Annotated in this window: 16 protein-coding genes; 6 read left to right on the forward strand and 10 right to left on the reverse strand. The window is 37.9% G+C overall.

Annotated elements, in window-relative coordinates; translation table 11 throughout:
* Nucleotides 1-50: 50 nt before the first annotated feature.
* Entirely contained in the window at nucleotides 51-1,469 is a 1,419-nt protein-coding gene (locus tag ACLMCG_RS01225) for a PLP-dependent aminotransferase family protein (protein WP_413958470.1), read from the forward strand.
* An 82-nt stretch (nucleotides 1,470-1,551) separates the two neighbouring features.
* Here ACLMCG_RS01225 and ACLMCG_RS01230 read toward each other — a convergent pair whose 3' ends face one another.
* The 3 genes from ACLMCG_RS01230 to ACLMCG_RS01240 form a co-directional block, all read right to left on the reverse strand.
* On the reverse strand, nucleotides 1,552-2,949 hold the full coding sequence (locus ACLMCG_RS01230; protein ID WP_413958471.1) for an alkaline phosphatase: 1,398 nt from the start codon (nucleotides 2,947-2,949) through the stop codon (nucleotides 1,552-1,554).
* Nucleotides 2,950-3,026: 77 nt separating this feature from the next.
* Nucleotides 3,027-4,229, reverse strand: coding sequence for a GTP-binding protein (locus ACLMCG_RS01235; RefSeq protein ID WP_223600684.1), 1,203 nt, complete (start codon nucleotides 4,227-4,229; stop codon nucleotides 3,027-3,029).
* 4 nt (nucleotides 4,230-4,233) lie between these two features.
* Nucleotides 4,234-4,572 carry a MerC domain-containing protein gene (locus ACLMCG_RS01240; protein ID WP_223600683.1) on the reverse strand — a complete coding sequence of 113 codons (339 nt, stop codon included), beginning with the start codon at nucleotides 4,570-4,572 and terminating at the stop codon, nucleotides 4,234-4,236.
* Nucleotides 4,573-4,658: 86 nt separating this feature from the next.
* On the opposite strand from ACLMCG_RS01240, the gene ACLMCG_RS01245 reads away from it, so the two are divergent.
* Nucleotides 4,659-5,048 (forward strand): Fur family transcriptional regulator, encoded by a 390-nt coding sequence (locus tag ACLMCG_RS01245; RefSeq protein WP_223600682.1) that lies wholly within the window; start codon nucleotides 4,659-4,661, stop codon nucleotides 5,046-5,048.
* Nucleotides 5,049-5,120: 72 nt separating this feature from the next.
* On the opposite strand, the gene ACLMCG_RS01250 is transcribed toward ACLMCG_RS01245, so the two are convergent.
* Together ACLMCG_RS01250 and ACLMCG_RS01255 are read right to left on the reverse strand one after the other, a co-directional pair.
* Nucleotides 5,121-5,606, reverse strand: a complete 486-nt coding sequence (locus ACLMCG_RS01250) for a hypothetical protein (protein WP_047423104.1) — start codon at nucleotides 5,604-5,606, stop codon at nucleotides 5,121-5,123.
* 332 nt (nucleotides 5,607-5,938) lie between these two features.
* The gene (locus tag ACLMCG_RS01255; RefSeq protein ID WP_413958472.1) at nucleotides 5,939-7,144 is read right to left on the reverse strand and encodes a hypothetical protein; all 1,206 of its coding nucleotides are present in this window, start codon (nucleotides 7,142-7,144) and stop codon (nucleotides 5,939-5,941) included.
* Nucleotides 7,145-7,362: 218 nt separating this feature from the next.
* Here ACLMCG_RS01255 and ACLMCG_RS01260 point away from each other — a divergent pair, with 218 nt between their 5' ends.
* Nucleotides 7,363-7,854 carry a hypothetical protein gene (locus ACLMCG_RS01260; RefSeq protein WP_223600678.1) on the forward strand — a complete coding sequence of 164 codons (492 nt, stop codon included), beginning with the start codon at nucleotides 7,363-7,365 and terminating at the stop codon, nucleotides 7,852-7,854.
* A 58-nt stretch (nucleotides 7,855-7,912) separates the two neighbouring features.
* On the opposite strand, the gene ACLMCG_RS01265 is transcribed toward ACLMCG_RS01260, so the two are convergent.
* Complete coding sequence (locus ACLMCG_RS01265) at nucleotides 7,913-8,140, reverse strand: hypothetical protein (RefSeq protein ID WP_047423096.1); 228 nt, start codon at nucleotides 8,138-8,140, stop codon at nucleotides 7,913-7,915.
* Nucleotides 8,141-8,158: 18 nt separating this feature from the next.
* Entirely contained in the window at nucleotides 8,159-8,620 is a 462-nt protein-coding gene (locus ACLMCG_RS01270; RefSeq protein ID WP_413958473.1) for an NUDIX hydrolase, read from the reverse strand.
* A 229-nt stretch (nucleotides 8,621-8,849) separates the two neighbouring features.
* On the opposite strand from ACLMCG_RS01270, the gene ACLMCG_RS01275 reads away from it, so the two are divergent.
* The 3 genes from ACLMCG_RS01275 to ACLMCG_RS01285 all read left to right on the forward strand — a co-directional run bounded on the left by ACLMCG_RS01275 (nucleotide 8,850) and on the right by ACLMCG_RS01285 (nucleotide 11,513).
* The gene (locus tag ACLMCG_RS01275; RefSeq protein ID WP_413958474.1) at nucleotides 8,850-9,785 is read left to right on the forward strand and encodes an NAD-dependent epimerase/dehydratase family protein; all 936 of its coding nucleotides are present in this window, start codon (nucleotides 8,850-8,852) and stop codon (nucleotides 9,783-9,785) included.
* 122 nt (nucleotides 9,786-9,907) lie between these two features.
* On the forward strand, nucleotides 9,908-10,816 hold the full coding sequence (locus ACLMCG_RS01280; RefSeq protein WP_413958475.1) for a helix-turn-helix domain-containing protein: 909 nt from the start codon (nucleotides 9,908-9,910) through the stop codon (nucleotides 10,814-10,816).
* 10 nt (nucleotides 10,817-10,826) lie between these two features.
* Nucleotides 10,827-11,513 carry a type 1 glutamine amidotransferase domain-containing protein gene (locus ACLMCG_RS01285; RefSeq protein ID WP_413958476.1) on the forward strand — a complete coding sequence of 229 codons (687 nt, stop codon included), beginning with the start codon at nucleotides 10,827-10,829 and terminating at the stop codon, nucleotides 11,511-11,513.
* 471 nt (nucleotides 11,514-11,984) lie between these two features.
* On the opposite strand, the gene ACLMCG_RS01290 is transcribed toward ACLMCG_RS01285, so the two are convergent.
* The 3 genes from ACLMCG_RS01290 to ACLMCG_RS01300 form a co-directional block, all read right to left on the reverse strand.
* Nucleotides 11,985-13,502, reverse strand: coding sequence for a TSUP family transporter (locus ACLMCG_RS01290; protein WP_413958477.1), 1,518 nt, complete (start codon nucleotides 13,500-13,502; stop codon nucleotides 11,985-11,987).
* 5 nt (nucleotides 13,503-13,507) lie between these two features.
* Nucleotides 13,508-16,384: a TonB-dependent receptor gene (locus ACLMCG_RS01295; RefSeq protein WP_413958478.1), complete on the reverse strand. Its 2,877-nt coding sequence runs from the start codon at nucleotides 16,382-16,384 to the stop codon at nucleotides 13,508-13,510.
* 365 nt (nucleotides 16,385-16,749) lie between these two features.
* Nucleotides 16,750-18,426 (reverse strand): NADPH-dependent assimilatory sulfite reductase hemoprotein subunit, encoded by a 1,677-nt coding sequence (locus ACLMCG_RS01300; protein ID WP_413958479.1) that lies wholly within the window; start codon nucleotides 18,424-18,426, stop codon nucleotides 16,750-16,752.
* Nucleotides 18,427-18,432 lie beyond the last annotated feature (6 nt).

Raw genomic sequence — 18,432 nt, forward strand, 5'->3', positions numbered from 1 at the left:
TCTTTGCCGTATTGTAACAGATACAAAGAATGAATATATTATTGTAACAGATGAAGGATTTTCAATACATAGCATTGGCGGATAAGTTTGAGCTTTCCATTAATAATGGAACGTATCCGGTTGGAGCCAAGCTTCCATCATTACGCAGTATACGGCAACAATCTAAAACAAGTGTTGGGACTATTCTGAAAGCTTTCACTCTATTGGAAGATAAAGGTTTGGTGGCAGGAAAAGAAAGATCAGGATTTGTTGTCCTCCGTACTTCAGTTTCTTCTGTAAATCTGCCAAAACAGGCTGAAAACAATACTCTCGCTCAAAAAATAGCGATTGGGAAAGTATTACAGGAAGTATCATTTCCGGATTCAGAAAACAAATCTTATGTTTCATTTTTTAACGCTGTTTTACATCCGGACCTTCTGCCTTTTAATGCTTTACGGAGAAGTTTGCAGCAGGCTTCCAGAGATTTAACAGGACAGCATTTACAGTATGAACCTCCTGCAGGAAATAGTCAGTTGAGAACCGAAATTGCCCGCAGATCTTTCCTTTGGCAGGGTAATCTTTCAGCTGATGATGTGATTGTCACCAATGGCGCATTGGAAGCTGTCAGCTTATGTCTGCGTGCTGTAACAAAAGCAGGTGATACTGTACTTGTGCAGTCCCCCATCTACCATGGTATCTTGCAGACAATCGAAAGTCTTGATCTCAAAGTCATTGAATTCTCAGGCTGTCCTTTGGCCGGAATCAATATTCAGGAATTGAAAGAAATCTGCAGCAGGCAAAAGACTTCGGCATGTCTGTTACTTTCGAATTTTAATAATCCAAATGGTATTACTTTAAATAATGAAAAGAAATCAGCAATAGCCGCTTTTGCTGAAAGAATGCAGGTTCCGGTCATAGAAGATGATATTTATGGGGATTTACATTTTCAGTCACAACGCCCAACAACTATAAAAAGTTATGATGAACATGGCTGGGTTATGCTTTGCTCCTCTTTTTCCAAATCAGCTGCACCTGGTTACAGAATCGGCTGGTGTGCTGCTGGACGGTTTTCAGAGCAGGTCGTCAAATTAAAAGCTGTTACTAATGTTGCTACGGCAAGCATTGTACAATCCTCTTTATTACAGTTACTGAAAACAGGAGCTTATGATCGTCATCTGCGAAAGCTTAGACCTGAACTGCACAGATTGATGTTATTGACGATTCAGACGATAGAAAAATATTTTCCATCTGATATCCGGATGAGCCGGCCCGAAGGAGGTCTGGTAGTATGGATAGAGCTGCCTGCCCATATTGATGCATTTGAGCTTCAGAAAAAAGCCATTGATCAGTTTGTAAATTTTGCTCCGGGACCGCTGTTTTCCAATAATGGTGATTACAGAAATTATATCCGGATCAGCTGCAATAATGTTTGGAATGATAAAGTAGAAAATGCTCTGAAAAGATTAGGCAGTATTATAAAAAGCATGTAAATAAATCACAAAAAAACAAGGCGGACACAATCAATCCGCCTTGTACTCTCCCAAATAATTAAATATGAAAAAATATGAATGTCTATATCAAGCAGGCTTTCAGCATTAGATCATGCAGGTCTGTATTTTTAATAAAAGGCTGTAAAAGTTCATTTCCGGGACCATAGGCTGCCACTTCCACATAATCTCCGGAATGATCCATACTGATCCACCCTACAGAATTCCTGCTTTTCTGAATTTCCGAATAAAGCTTGAAAGGCAGTTTTTTATAATTATAGAGCCCTTCTTCCTCTTTCTCCAATCCGTTGTAAAAACTCAGAAGATGTTTGGCTTCATCATCATTCAGAATGATTTTGTTGCCTTCGTAGATCCAGTCTTTGATATCTTTAACTGAATAGTCCTTCTGAATCTTATTCAGAATATATTCGTTAGTATACTTATAGTCTGAAATGCTGTTAAAGTTTTTGGTGGCATCAGTTCCGTAAATTGTTCCGGGATTGGCATTTCCATGATCTGTAGTGATGATGACTAATGTGTTTCCGTCTTTTTCGGCAAAATCCATTACCGTTTTTACTGCTTCATCAAATGCCAGCTGATCGTGAATGAGTGCAGCTACATCATTGGCATGGGCAGACCAGTCTACTTTTCCGGCTTCTATCTGAAGTACAAAACCACCGGAATGATCTTTCATCTGATCAATTGCGGTCTTTGCCATTTCAGCAAGAGTCGGTGTATTTTTAAATTCCTGAAGATGGGTTCTGTCAATGCTGTACGGCAATGCTCCTGTACTGAATATTCCTAATAACTTCTCTCCTTTTTTGATTTCTTTCAGGTCGTTTTGTGTTTTTAGAATTTGGTACCCTTTTTTGCTGTATAGGGAATAGACATCTTTCTTGTCTTCTCTTTTTGCAGGATTGAAAAATTCGTCTCCGCCTCCCAGCAGCACATCTAATTCCAGCTCGGCATACATTTCAGCGATTTGGGGTTCTGCATTTCTTTTTGAAGAATTTACACAGAATCCAGCAGGAGTAGCATGGGTAATGGTAACGGTTGTTACACAGCCTGCTTTCTTTCCTGCTTTTTTATATTGCTGCCATATGGGAAGATACTTTTCTCCGTTGGGTCCCATGTTCAGGGTTCCGTTTTTAACCCGTATTCCGCCTCCGAAGGCTGAACTTGCCGCAGCAGAATCTGTAACGATAGAAGTTGCTGAAGCAGTATCCATCAAGGCACGGGTTACTTTTTTGTCGTGATACAGATTAAGCCAGTTACTTCCCTTTCCCAAAATATTCCGGGAATACAGGTCTGCCATTGAAAGCGTTCCGAGGCTCATCCCATCACTTACCATAAAGATGATGTTCTTTGCTTTTCCTGCCCGGGGATTTTCACTCGTTTTCCCGAAGCTCCAGAGATCAGACGGTGATAAGGTCAATAAACCTGAAAGTAATGCTGAACCTTTTAGAAATTTTCTTCTGTCCATATTGTTTTGAAATAATGTGGTAAGTTATTGCATTTAATTTTTTATCGAAACCAAGTTGCATTAATTAAAAGTTAATTTTAAATGTTCTTTGGAAAAGGATCTTCAAAAGGTATTTTTTGTTCAAGCAATTCTTTTTCCTGTTCATTAATAAGACAATCCTGAAGATCTGATATCATTTGATCTTTATCCAGATTCTGCCCGATAAATACAAGCTCATTGATTCTGTCGCCCCAATTTTTATCCCATCTGCTTTCTATAAATTCCTGATTTTCTGTAAATGAAGAATACTGTACCCGTTGGTTCATAGGCATACTGCCCCACCATACTCCTGCCTTTTCAAGTCGGAAAGAGCCGCCAGCCTGGGAAAAGTTCAAAGCATCACTTGGTCTTGAAGCCAGCCAGAACAGACCTTTTGCTCTTATTGTTCCTTCCGGATAATGATAGTTCAGGTATTCCCAGAGTCTTAAAGGGTGAAACGGTTTTTTATCCCTGAACACCATTGAGCTTATTCCATATTCTTCAGTTTCCGGGGTATGATGCTCGGATTGTAATTCTTTTTGCCAACCTGCTGAAGATTGTGCTTTATCAAAGTCAAAAAGTTGGGTATTTAAAATCTGCTGAGGTTCAACTTTTCCAAATTCGGAATTCAGGATAACAGCATCAGGGTTTAATTTTTTAATGGCAGCCTTTAAAAAGCCAAGTGTTTCAGCATCTATAAGATCTGTTTTGTTTAAAATAATAACGTTCGCAAACTCAATCTGGTCGGTAAGAAGGTTGACAATTGTCCGGTAATCTCCTTCCATATCGGTAAGGTCACGATCCACCAGCAGTTCATTGGAACCGAAATCTTTCATAAAATTGAAGCAGTCCACCACTGTTACCATTGTATCTACATAGCTGAAGCGGGAAAGGTCTATTCCACTCTCTTCATCAATATAAGTAAAGGTTTGGGCAACCGGAATGGGCTCACTGATTCCTGTACTTTCTATTAATAAATAATCAAAGCGATTTTCGTGGGCAAGACGTTCTACTTCTACCATCAGGTCTTCACGGAGTGTGCAGCAGATGCATCCGTTACTCATTTCCACCAGTTTTTCTTCTGTTCTGGAAAGGGTATTTTGATTTTCAACAAGGCGGGCATCAATATTAACTTCACTCATATCATTTACAATGACAGCTACTTTCAAGCCTTGTTTGTTGTGCAGAATATGATTAAGCAATGTGGTTTTTCCAGCTCCCAAAAAGCCGCTGAGTACCGTTACAGGAAGTTTCTTCGTCATGTATTTAATGTTTATGATTTTTAAAATTGATGATATGACCAGTGATTAAACCGGCTGTTCCAAGATAGATCAGAGGGATATGAATCTCAAATATCAGATCTGTCAATACAGAAATAAAAATGAGTGAAACAGATATCCAGAATAAAAGTTTCAGCCATCGGTTGGTTATTTTTTTGGTAACCCTGAACACGACAACGGTACCGATGCAAAGGAAGGCTAAATCGATATAGGGATTATGGGATATGCCCAAAGGGACAATCAGCAATAACGGAAAGACTATACAATGAATCAGGCACAAAACAGCAGCGGAGATTCCTACAGCATCAAGAATTTTTGACTTCATAATAGTATGGATTAATTTTCTTATTGTAACTTTGTTGCAAAAGTATACATAAAAAATCAAATAAAGCAACTTTGTTGCATTAAAATATGAAACAGGTCAGAAATACGCATGCTAAAACTGAAATTTTAAATCTTATCAATGACTCAGATATAGCCCTTACCCACTCTGATATTCAGAAGAAATTGGGTGATCTATGCAATAGAGTAACCATCTATAGAGTTTTGGAAAGACTTGAAAACGAAGGGGCTATCCATAAGATCGTCAATATTGATGGCGTGGTGAATTTTGCGAAGTGTAGCGGGAAATGTACTCATGAGCAACATTTTCATAATCATGTTCATTTCAACTGCAAAGAATGTCATTCTGTGACGTGTATTGAAAACGCAATCCCGGAAATCAGTTTGCCGGAACATTTTATCGCACAGGAATATAATTTTATTATCAGCGGGATCTGTCCGAAATGTGCTGATGCTTAGTTGATATATAATAAACAGGCAGATTCGCTAATTTGCAAATCTGCCCGTTTTTTTATCACAATAAAATCTCTGCTATAAAGAAGAGATATAGACTTCTATTTTGGTACCATCATAATTGAAAGTGCCGTCAGAATTTCTTTTGCCTAATACCCATTTCATATCTACGGGTACAGACCATGCAGAACCTAATGAGAATCCGTTAACAGATCTTATTTCATTTCCTTTTCCTGTTGTAACAGCTGAATGAAAGAAGGTTTTATCAATAAGCCTGTAAAAACCAATCGCTTTTCCTGCCGGGATGGGTGAATATCCATCCCATTTTTCTCCCGCCGGATAATTGAATAGAGTTAACCATTTTTGTCCGGCTGATTCTGCCAGCTGAGCAGGACTTATAGAGGCACCCCGCATATATAAAGCATAGGCAACCACATCATGACATACTCCACTGTTGTATTTCGAGATATTCTCTGCTCCTGAGAGAATAGCATGAGCAACGGGTGCTCTTTCGGATAGGGATAGCTGAGCCTTCCTGGCTCCTTCCGGTGTAATAAATGACATATAATATTTTGTTTGGTAGCGTAAAGATACAGCTTTAAATTTAATCACCTTTGTTGGAGAATAAATGTGTTTTGAAGAATAAAGAAACCGTTTTTAAGTTTTGGCTAAAGCCGATGAGTTTTATGTTTAAATTATTAAAACGGGCTAAAGCCCGTTCCTATTGAATATCTATGATTTCCATGGATATTATATTTTTTATTATTTGCTAGATAATGATAGTGTATACTTTTTAGACTGATTTTTATATCAATAGAAGTGGGCTTTAGCCAAAACCTACTACTCTTTTTAGATAAATTTCCAATCCCATTTTCTTTCTTATGACTAAAAATAATTTAACAATAGTACATACATTCATAGCTGAACAGTTTCCCATCTTTGAAAGTGAAAATAAGAAGGCCTGCATCACCATTCTGAATGTGATATTCGTGTGGAGAAGAGATCCAGCGTGCAGATAGCATATCACCGAAACGGGTTACAAAATTCTTTTCATCATAACCGGAATCCATACGTTCATTTCCCAATACTAAAGCTTCACCATTACTGAAGGACATTTTGTAGATACTTCCGGAAACTTTTCCTTTATATTCTTCAAAAGCAATAATGATATTGGGTGTTCTGTAAAAATATTGAGGATCCCAGCCGCATTCCGGCATATTGGGAATGTCTTTCACTTTCTGCATCTCCAGTTGTTTCATCTGTGTATCTGTGATTTTTCCGTCAAAAAGGGCGGTTCCCTTCCACATAAAATGGAGATTCAAAGCTTTTAGTTTTTTTTCATAGGCTTCTGTTCCCGGTTTTTTTGCGAATTGATCTGCCAGAAGAAGTTCAAAGTCGATATCTATCTTTGGATTTTCTATGCCGGTATTAGATTCTTTCCAATATTGTAAAGCTTGTTTAAGGTTTTTATCCTCGATCCATGCTATTTCACGTAATCTTCCAGCCTGAGACAGTTCTTTTTCCCTGTCTTTGCCTTTTACTGCCAGATAGTCTTTTAGTACTTTTTCATAGGTAAGTTCAGTACCCAGATATTTCATTTGGATATATTCGGGATTTTCGTGGAAATGATCCCCCATGTAGATCCAGCCGTCCTGATATAAAGGGACATAATCAATACATACCATTTCATTTAAAGCGGCTCTCCTTACCGGTATGCTTTCTGTGGTAGGAGCTTTTCTTACGCGTAATTCCGATACCTGTACATAGAAATGAGGACATTGGAATCCTTGTGATCCTCTGTTAAAATATTGGGCCGGCTCTCCGGCAGATTTTTTGCCACGCATGGTTTTTTGTAAAGGCTGATGATCTATGAAACCAATATCACCATTACTTACCTGTACTTTGTATTGTGTTCCGGTAGAATCGAGAAGGTAAACGGGTGCCTCGGTAGAAAATATTCCCAGAATATCTTTATTATTTCCCTGATCACGAAAGAGATGTCCCCATTCGGATGTATAAACCGGGTGCTGGCCAGCACTTTGAGCCATGGTATTGTAAAAGCAACAGTGAATGATGCCGGCTCCTAAGAGTATCTTTTTCAATATTTAATAACTTGTAAAAGGTGTAAATCCTCAGTTTTTACCGATGGATTGGTTATTGTTATAGGGTTATTTTCTTCAAAAATACTGAAAAATGAAGGGCTGTCCTATACTTATTGTTATTCAGAATGGGTATAAATTCCATCCTATTCACTTCCTTCCATTGGGTAGAGTAAATAAAAATACTATTTTTATCGGCCAAAAAAAGTAAAGACTAATTTATGCCGACTGATGCTTCTCATAAGCTGATTCCGATGACCACTTTCGTGCTGGAATATTATTCACACGAAGGATATGCCGATCTTCAGATTTTGAATCTGATGAATAATTATGCCAATTTTTTAAAGAAGCGTTTGACTCTTGGAATGTTTGTTCCCTTAGATCGTGAGGGAAATATTCTGAAAGAACCTAAAAATTATACGGCATGGAAATCTCTTGACCATAATGACGGAAAAAGAACTGATATTGCAGGATTTGAAGAATATGCCGAATACCAGAAGGCAGAGCAGAACTGTATGTTTGAAGCTTTCAAAGTAGATTATAACGGATATTCAAAAGTTCGTATTACAGCTGCCTATGATTCTTCCATAGAGCTTTCTTTCAATAAAAATGACCTGCTTCCTTCAGGATTCAATGATGTAGAATCCCTTACGGTATTTGATGATATATTTTTGACATCCAGTGCGTTAAGGGCGATCGGAATAAAAAGGTAAAACTTTAGATATAATAAAAAACGTTTATCACCTGATAAACGTTTTTCTTTTTGATATACTATCTTACACATTCTCCTGAATGGCAGTGATAGCCTGAGGGACACAGCCCGTTGATACAGGGCCCCGCAGCATCAGGATAGCATCTTTCATCTGCCCGGCAATGAGAATGAGGCGGGCATAGGGAAAGCAGGTTTCCAAGGCAAACGCCTACAGGAAGAGGGAGATTAAGTTCAATACCGATTTCTCCAATGATGTTTTTCAATGTTTTTCTGTTTAATTTTTTCATGGTCTTTGTTTTAAGGTGTTATTGTTTGTTTACTATGTTTTCAAGTTCTGTAATGAAACCTTTCTGTGCAGCATTGATCCGTTGTTGTGCTTCTTCCGAAGAGAACCATTCCCATTGATTTACTTCAGGAATTTCTATTATTTTGCCGGATTTGGGTGGCCATTCTAATGAAAAGGTATTGCTGTAAAGATCTGAAGTGTCAATATCTCCTTCCAAAGCCCATGCATAAACTATTTTCCCACCTTTTTGCTTAATAGGTGATAATTCAATAAAGTTTCCTTCCGCTGTTTTTCCTGTTTCTTCTTTAAATTCCGTTAATGCACGATCCAATGAATTTTCATCTGGAAGCATCTCTCCTTTTGGAATAGACCATGCTCCGAGGTCTTTATTTTTCCAGAAAGGCCCACCGGGATGAACCAGAAAGTAATACAGACTGTCTTTATCTTTTTTAAAGAGCAAAATCCCTGTACTAATTTTCATAAGCTTAAAGGTTTGATTATTAAAGATATGAAAAAATAAATATTAATTGAATGCAAAGAAAGTCTATATATTTTTCCGGATTTTTGCGTTTTCAGAGATTATGTTACAACTTCCATGGATTAAGCTACTCTGTTTTTATAATTATGCCCGAATTTTGTATCATAAATAAAAGCAGCTAAAATATCCTGTTTATTTTCAATGCAATACATAACCCGAAAAATAGAAAACAATGCAAACTATATTAGGTGCCAATGGACAGATTGGTGAAGAACTGGCAAGAGAACTGAAAAGAAATTATACTTCAGACATCCGTATTGTCAGCAGAAACGCTAAAAAAGTAAATGATACAGATACTGTTTTCTCAGCAGATTTATCAGATAGAGAAAAAGCAATAGAAGCCGTGAAAGGAAGTGAAATCGCTTATTTTACCCTTGGCCTTCCTATGGATACGGATTTATGGGAAAAACAGTTTCTGAACATTATGAAAAATGTTATTGAAGCCTGTAAAATCAACGGAACCAAACTGGTGTTTTTTGATAATACCTATATGTATCCTCAGAATAATCAAGTGTTAACGGAACAAACCGGATTTGCTCCTGTGGGAAGAAAAGGAATGGTAAGAAAGCAAATGACAGACATGCTTTTAAAAGAAATGAAAGCCGGAACCATAGAAGCTGTTATCTGCAGAGCTCCTGAATTTTATGGTCCCGGAAAAACGCAGAGTATTACCAATAGCCTTATTTTTAATGCTATTAAAGAAGAAAAGAAACTCAAAGTTCCTTTAAGAAATGATAAAGTGCGAAGCCTGATCTGGACACCTGATGCCAGCCGTGCGACTGCTTTGATCGGAAATACACCCGATGCCTACGGACAGACATGGCATTTACCGGTAGATGATCATAAGCTGAATTATAAAGAATTTATTGCTTTGGCTTCTCAGATCTATGGAAAAGAATTCAGGTATTCCGTAATTCCGAAACTGTTTTTTACAATAGGATCTTTATTCAACAAAAATGCAAAAGAATTACTGGAACTGCTTCCGAGATACCAATATGACAATCTTTTTGATGACTCAAAATTCAGAAAGAGATTTCCGGAATTTACGGTAACGACTTACAGAGAAGGAATTGAGAAGATCAAAAAAGAACAGCAATCAGCAAAATAATTTCGTTAAAATAAGTAACTTAGAAATAACAATACCACAACCGAAGGGCAAAATATTCCCCTCCTTCGGAGGGGTGGCGAAAATTCAAAGAATTTTTGACGGGGTGGTAAAAAAGAAATAAAATGAAAGCTCCGGAAAAAGTAAACTCCATCACCGCATTACACAGATACCTGAATCTAAAAAGGCCTTCCAACCCTTTGATCAGTGTCTTTGATTTTAATGAAGTGAATATTGATCCTGAAACTATTTTAAGTTCGGTGACTACGGATTTTTATGTAGTTTCCATTAAAAAAGACTGTGCAGGCAGATGTAAATACGGACAGCATTATTATGATTTCGAAGATGGTATTATGTATTTCATTGCTCCCCACCAGGTATTACAGTTTGAAGATATTCTGCTTTCTGAAGTAAGAGGAAGCGTGCTGGTTATTCACCCTGACTTTCTGCAGGGATATCCGTTAGCTTCCATAATAAAAGATTATGGCTACTTCTCCTATACTGCAAATGAAGCTTTGTATCTCTCCGAAAAGGAAGAAAAATCCGTAACGGATATTATGGACAATATCAGCAGGGAGATAGAAGCTAATATGGATGGTTTCACCCAGGATTTACTGGTATCCAATATCGATTTGCTGTTAAAATACTGCGACAGATTCTACAACCGCCAGTTTTTAACCCGAAAAAAGGTGAATCATGATCTTTTAAGCCAGCTGGAAAATCTTCTCGATGATTATTTTAAAGATGAAAACTTATTGATTAATGGCATTCCTACTGTACAGTTTGTGGCGACGCAGATGAATATCAGTCCCAATTATTTGAGCGATATGCTAAGAGTTCATACAGGACAGACTACCCAGCAGCATATCCAGAACAGAGTAATAGAAAAGGCAAAAGAACTGCTATCCACCACCACACTGTCTGTTTCTGAGATTGCTTATAATTTAGGATTTGAACACCCGCAGTCTTTTCACCGTTTATTTAAAAACCAAACCACTGTTTCACCTTTAGAATTCAGAAAATCTTTTAATTAATAGTAGCATGATGAAAAAAATATTACTAATCGTAACGAATGTAGATCAATATGCCAGCGGTAACTTTAAAACCGGTTTATGGCTGAGTGAACTTACCCATATTTATCATGCAGCAAGGGAAAAAGGATGGCAGATTACCATAGCTTCTCCTAAAGGCGGAAATACTCCTGTTGATCCGGAAAGCCTTAAACCTCTGGTCCTTGATGAAATTTCAAAAAAATATTATGAAAATCCAGGGTTTATGAATGAACTAACACATACAAAAAGTCTCAATGAGGTAAAGAGTGAATCTTTCGACTGCATTTATTTGGCTGGAGGGCATGGAACAATGTATGACTTTCCTGACAATACAACTCTACAGATTATACTAAGAAACCAATATGAAAATAATAAAATGGTCGCAGCGATCTGTCATGGAGTTGGAGGATTATTGAACGTAAAGCTTTCTGATGGAGAATACATGATCAAAGGTAAAAATATCACTGGATTTGACTGGTTTGAAGAAACTTTGGCAAGAAGGAAAAATGAAGTTCCTTTTAATCTTGAAGCAGCTCTTAAAGAACGGGATGTATATTATAAAAAAGCTTTTATTCCGATGACTTCCAATGTTGTGGTGGATGGTAATTTGATCACGGGACAAAATCCGTTCAGCTCTAAAGAAATGGCTAAAGTGGTAATTCGTGAACTTGAAAAATAAAAGCGGACAATGATATAATGTATTTAAATTTCTTTAGACTATGCAAAAGTAAAACGCAAAATTTAAAGATGTAAGCTTTTTATTAAAGTGAGCAAAGATTACGACTGTGTCGTTGATGAAGCTTTGAACTATACACCACTTAAAACAATCAATTGCTAAATCTAAATAATTGTTGAGAGACTAAGATATCCTGTATTTAATTTTATCGAAGATAAAATCCTTGCGCCTTATAGCAGCCTTTTTTAATCATGTTGCGCCTTTGCGTTTCCAAAAACATTTTATATAAAAGCATTCAAAAAAAACGCAAAGTTTTAATGGTTTCAGATTTTTACTAAAAATGAGTAATGATAGTGTCAATAGACGATATCATGAATTTTTTCCCCCTTTGATTCCTCAAATTAAAGTAAAACATTAAAATCTTTGCGTTTAATTAAAGCACACTTTTTCCCTAAGGTTTATTATGATCAGTTTTTATGATAAAATTGATTTTGTTATCGTGATGAGACTCATGGCAATAACTACCATTCCTACCACAACAAACATTTTCTTTGTTGGAAGTTTTGCAGTAAGCATCGCAGAAAACGGAGCTGTAAAAACACCACCCAGTAAAAGTCCCAAAACAATATTCCAGTGATGAATTCCAATAGTGAAAATAAATGTTATCGCACTTGTTACGGTCAGTAAAAACTTGGCTACAGTGGAACTTCCCACGACATAACGGGGGATCCTTCCCTCTTTGATCAGTGTTCCGGTTACCAAAGGTCCCCAGCCACCGCCAGCAAAGGAATCAATAAAACCTCCTGCCAATCCTAATATTCTGAGATTGGTTCTGCGTTTGGTTTTTGTTTGCCCTGATTTTTTATCTTTAAATGCATTTCTTAATATATTAATCCCAAGGTATAATGTGTAGCAGGCAATAACAGGTTTTACAATATGAGCATAATGTTCCCCATAGTGAGACAGCGTCAATGCACCGATAACAGAACCTATAATAGCCAGCGGGAATAACACCCACACCATTTTCTTATTGACATTTCCCAGTTTGTAATGGCTGAAACTTCCTGCTGCTGTGGTAAACGATTCTGCAGAGTGGATGCTCGCACTCACAACAGGAGGTGGAACATTCAGCAGTAGAAGAATGGTGGTACAAATCACCCCATAGCCCATTCCCATGGATCCGGCGACAATTTCCGCCATAAAACCTGCAAATAGCATCCAGTAAAAAATATGTCCATCCTTATTCAGAAAATACTGGATATCACCTGCAAGACTAAACTGATACACTACAAGTCCAAATAACCCGAAAAGAAGTAAAACACCAATGATTGCAAGGTAAATATTGGCTTTTCTTTGGGCTATTTTGGTAATATTAATCAGTTTTTCAATTTCCATATCCGGTTTTAAAGAAACTTTTCCATCGGACAGATATTCCGTAGTGATTTTGTTGAGTTCCTTCACTTTATAATTGAAATCTCCCGTCAGTTTGTTTCGGATATGCTGCATATTATCCAACACATGATCCATTTCGTCAGGAATGACTTCGGTAAAGGTTTCCCTTAATCTCTTGGCGATAGTCGGAGATTTTCCGTTGGTAGAAATAGCAATTTTGAGGCTTCCTTTTTTGACAATGGAACCTAAATAAAAGTCACACAGATCAGGCTTGTCAGCAATATTCACCAATACATTTTTTTGCTGGGCTTTTTCTTTGATTTCTCCTGCCAGTTCAATATCATTTACTGCAATAATCGCAAGATCTGCATCATTAAAATCATAATCATCATAGCCTCTTTCATGCAGGGTTAGATTAGAAAATTCATGTTGCAGGGTTCTGACTTCAGGAATAATTTCTTTAGCCACCAGTTTGATGGAAGTATCCGGAGAGTTTCCAAGTACCGACTCCAGTTTTTCAAGGGCAACCTTGCCACCGCCGATGATCAGCAGTGACAGGTTTTCAAGTTTTAAAAATATGGGATATAGAGAATTGCTCATCCTGATTACAGTTTTAAGTCATAAGTAAAAGCGAGATAATATAGTCCTCCGATTTCTGGGCCCGCTGCATACTGGAAATAACGGCGGTTAAGCAAATTGGTGGCTCCAATTTTAATATTTGCATGAATTTCAGGGAGTTTCCATGTTGCCTGTGCATCAATCGTATAATAAGCAGGAATTGATCCTGATGCTAAAGGACTTTCCCACATAAAACCGCTCTGCCATCTTGCCACAAGGGTAAAACCTATGTTTTTAACAATCTCTCTGTTTCCTACACTTACATTCACCATCCATTTTGGAGTGTTGAAAGCTGTGATAAACAGATCTGAATTATTATTGGAAGCAAGATCATTATAGGAAACATTGGTGTTCACATTATAGTTTCCGGTAATATTATATCGGATTCCTAAAGAGGTTCCATAACTTTTGTAAGTGCTGTTACTATTGGTATAAACCCTGTATCTGTCCTGTTTACTTCTGTCGAGCATTGCAAGTACGGCTGCATTGCTTCCCACCTGGCTGTTTTTTGGAACTGCCACTTCTACCTGTCCCAGGAATCCTTCGTAGATGTTGTAATAGAAATCCCAGTCCAGCACCAGTTTGTTATTGAAAAACACAGAATTATATCCTACTTCAAATGAATTGATTTTTTCCGGCTGTAGTTTTTGTAAACTGGCTACCGTTAAAAGCTGTTTATTATCCTGAGCAGCCTGGCTTTGGGTTTTTCCTGCATCCACATCTGCATTTACCGCTGAGGTGAACCGGTCAATAGAAGCCAGTGTATAAGAATTTTCAAGATAGCCTAATCCGTCATTTACTTTTGAAAGCCCTCCTACTCTTCTTACATTCCCGTTATTCACGAAAGAAAGTGCTTCAAATAACGAAGGGAAACGATATCCGTTTTGAAAAGACGCCCTGAAGTTATGCTCTTTAACAGGAGAATACACCACACTGATTCTTGGATTCAGCTTTGCTTCAAACTCCGGGTTTCTGTCGATACGTAATGCGGCATTGATTTTTAATTTATCATCAAAGAAAAGCTTGGTAATCTGTGCAAAAGCTCCATATTTCTGATAGATAACATCTTTCCCGAATGTACCGTTGGCTAAAGGAATATTTCTTTCACTCACAGGACGGTTGAAATCAACAAAGTTATTTCCATCCGGAGTAATGCTGTACAGTCGGTAATCTACACCAGCCAGAAGGCTGAAAATTTTCACAAATCTGCTGAAATCATAGGTAAGTTCACCCTGATAAAACCGGGATTTCTGTTCAAGCTTTGCTCCTCCTGTTGCCGGAGCTCCTGCAATTCCTGCATTGGCTGAATCCCAGTTATTGATTCCGATAATGGTATTTTTTAACTGTTCAAAGGCTGCGGTTCCGGGGACTGCCCTGTTTTTATCGGCTTCCTGACGGGCGAGAATAAATGCGTCATTAAGATTGGTTCCAGCATTTAAGCTGTTCTGAAGAGCAGTCTGAAATATATTTTTCCAGTTGGTATTGGAAAGATTCGTAAGGTCCAGATTGTCTGCCAAAGGTTTCAGGTTATAAGAATCTCCTGTATTTTCAATAGATACATAAGCTCTGAAGGTTAATTCTCTTCCTGTCAGTTCTACTTTATGGTTCTGAACCGTAGCGTTCTGCAAGCGGATTTTATTTCCTCTCTGGAAAGTTCCGTCCAGCAAGCCGTACCGATACACATAAGAAGTTCTCCACTGATCTCCGAAACGGTAATATAATCCTGCATCGAATTTGATATTCTTCACATCAGGACTCACAAGATCTTTCTCAAGATATCCTGTTCTGGAAACGTTGAATGTAGTAGGTTTACCGTTGTAATCCACTTTTACGGCAACACGGTTGTTTCTTTCGTCACCATATTTATTCCAAAGGTCTTCAGCCGGATTATTGGCCAGCGAAAAATTAGGATTGGCTGTTACCGATGAACCGGAATTCTGATCAGTAAGATTGTTGGAAATCCAGTCTGTTCCACTGAAATACGAAGCATTCACCTTTACTGCAAAGTTTCTATTGAACACTTTTGCAAAGCGGATGGCACTTTCTCCCAGAGAACTTATTTTATGATTGACATTGTCCACATGATTCACTCCGCCACGGAAATAAACACTTATTCCTTCAGAAGTAAACGGATCTTTCGTCTGTAAACTCGCCAGTCCGTTAATGGCATTCATTCCGTACAGTGCTGAAGCGGCTCCCGGGGTTACTTCCATCGACTGGATATCCAGTTCGGTAGGTCCTATTGCATTTCCCAAAGGAACTCCCAGCGTTGCAGACTGTACATCTACACCATCTACCAACTGCATAAAACGAAAATTATTAGGTGAGTTAAATCCTCTTGAATTAGGAATTTTTAAGGTAAGACTGGAGGTTAAAAGCTGTAACCCTTTTACGTTTTCCAGCGTTTCATAAAATGATGCTGCCGGACTTTCCCTGATCGTTTTGATATCAATTTTTTCAATCGCAATCGGAGATCTTAATATTTTTTCCGGAACTCTGGAAGCTGAAATCACGACATCATCAATGATGGTATTCTGAGGGTTCAGCCCTATTGTTATTTTGTTGGAAGGAGAAAGAATTTCAACCGTCTGGCTGCTGAACCCGTCTTTCTGAATAACCACTCTGAATGGAATAGTAACTCTTGTTCTGAGCTTAAAATTACCCGATTGATCGGTTAATACGGTGTCCTGTGTATTTTCGATCTGGACTTTTACAGAATCGAGACCTTTATGTGTTCCTGTATTTTTGATGCTTCCGCTAAGCTCTATAAGCTGCTGCTGTGCTTCTGCCAGGTTAAAAAATAGAAATGTAAATGCTATAATGCCTGCTTTAGGTAGAAAATTTCCCTGCTTTTTGTTTTTCATTTTTTCTTCATTTTTTAGATTGAGAATGAAGCTGTCTGAACTTTTACCTTTAATGATGAAAATTTTCAATATCGTTTTATGTTACAATTGAAGGGCTTAAAATTCCCCTCCACAGGAGGGGTGGCAAAAATTCAATGAATTTTTGACGGGGTGGTTTATGCCGTTAATATCATGCTGAAATTGCTTTGCCTTATGTTCGCAATGACAGGATGTCGTATTAACTTTTCCTCATAGTTCAAAAAGTTGAAACAGCTTTTTATGTATTGTTATTTAAGAATCAACAACACATACACATTCGTCTGCCTAAAAGAAGAGGTTGATTGTTTTTGTTTTTTTTCAGATCATAATGAAAATTAGCCATATAATTAATTTAAGGTGTGTAAGTAACGGTATGAAAAATCACCAAATGTTTCCTCTGTAAGTCTTTTCTGTACATAAATTCCGAAAAGTTCATCCAGTGTGGTCAGAATTTCTTCTTCACCAATATTTTCTTTAAATTTTGTATTCAGTCGCATTCCCAGACGGTCTCCTCCGATGTGGAGATTATATTTCCCATAGGCTGTTCCCACAAATCCGATTTCAGCATTGGGAGATCTTCCGCAGCCATTTGGGCAGCCGGTCATACGGATCGTGATATCTTCTTCCAAAAGGCCATATTTTTCAAGAATAGGTTCTATTTTTGTGACCAGAGAAGGCAGATAACGCTGAGCTTCTGCTAAAGCGAGTGAACAGGTGTTTAAAGCTACGCAGGCAACAGAATTTTTACGTAAGGCACTTGCACCGTTTGTATAATTAAAGATTCCGTATTCTTTTAAAATATCTTCAATTTCAATCTTATCTTTTTCATCAATATCAGCCAGAATAAGGTTCTGGTTGCAGGTAAAACGGAAATTAGCTTTTCCCGTTTGTGCGATTTTTAATAATCCTGATTTTAAAGGATATTCCTCTGTGTTAAGAATTCTTCCGTGCTCTACAAATACGGTATAAAACCATTTTCCTTCGTGATTCTGAATCCAGCCATAACGGTCTTTTCTCTGTTCAAACTTAAATTCGCGGGCCGGTTCGAAACTGAATCCTGTTCTTTTTTCTACTTCAGCTCTGTACTGGTCGATACCCAATTTATCAATGGTATATTTTAATCTTGATAATTTACGGTCGCTTCTGTTTCCGAAGTCTCTTTGAACCGTGATGATTTCGTAGACGGCCTTCAATACTTTTTCTTCCGTATCCACAAATCCAAGGATGGATGCAAGACGGGCATAAGTGGCTTCATTACCGTGGGTGGCTCCCAATCCTCCTCCGGCAGCAATATTGTAACCCACAATTTTATCATTCTCAATAATTGCGATCAGTGCAATATCATTGATAAATACATCTACATCATTATTGGGCGGAACAGCAATTCCTATTTTCAGTTTTCTTGGAAGATATCTGTCCTGATATAATGGATCTTCTTCTGCTTTACGATCAACCAAAAGTTCGTCATCAATCCAGATATCGTAGTAAGATTTGGTTTTTGGAAGACACATTTCACTGATTTTCCCTGCCAGTTCGTAAGCTTCCTGCTGTAAAGGGGATTCTGAAGGATTGGCTGTACAGGTAACATTTCTGTTGACATCTCCACAGGCTGCAATAGAATCCAGATACTGAAGATTGAAGCTCTGAATGGTAGGTCTTAAATGAGATTTTAAAATACCATGCAGCTGAATCGTTTGTCTTGTCGTTACTTTGATGGTTCCTGTTGAGTGATCTTCGGCCGTTTCATTCAATCCTACCCATTGTTCCGGAGTTAAAAAGCCGCCGGGAAGCCTTAATCTGATCATGTAGGAATATAGCCATTCCAGTTTTTTGGAGACACGCTCTTCCCTTCGGTCTCTGTCGTCCTGCTGGTACATTCCATGGAATTTGATCAAAGTTTGGTCATCTTCCCGGATAGCTCCGGTAAATTGATCAGCAAGGCTCTCTTTTAAAGATCCTCTGAGCCCGTTACTGCTGGTTTTAATCCTTTCTACCGGTGAAAGGTTTTCTTTATTGTTGTTCATAATTAT

Origin of the sequence: Chryseobacterium sp. S90, assembly GCF_047444895.1 — a bacterium.
Classification (GTDB): domain Bacteria; phylum Bacteroidota; class Bacteroidia; order Flavobacteriales; family Weeksellaceae; genus Chryseobacterium.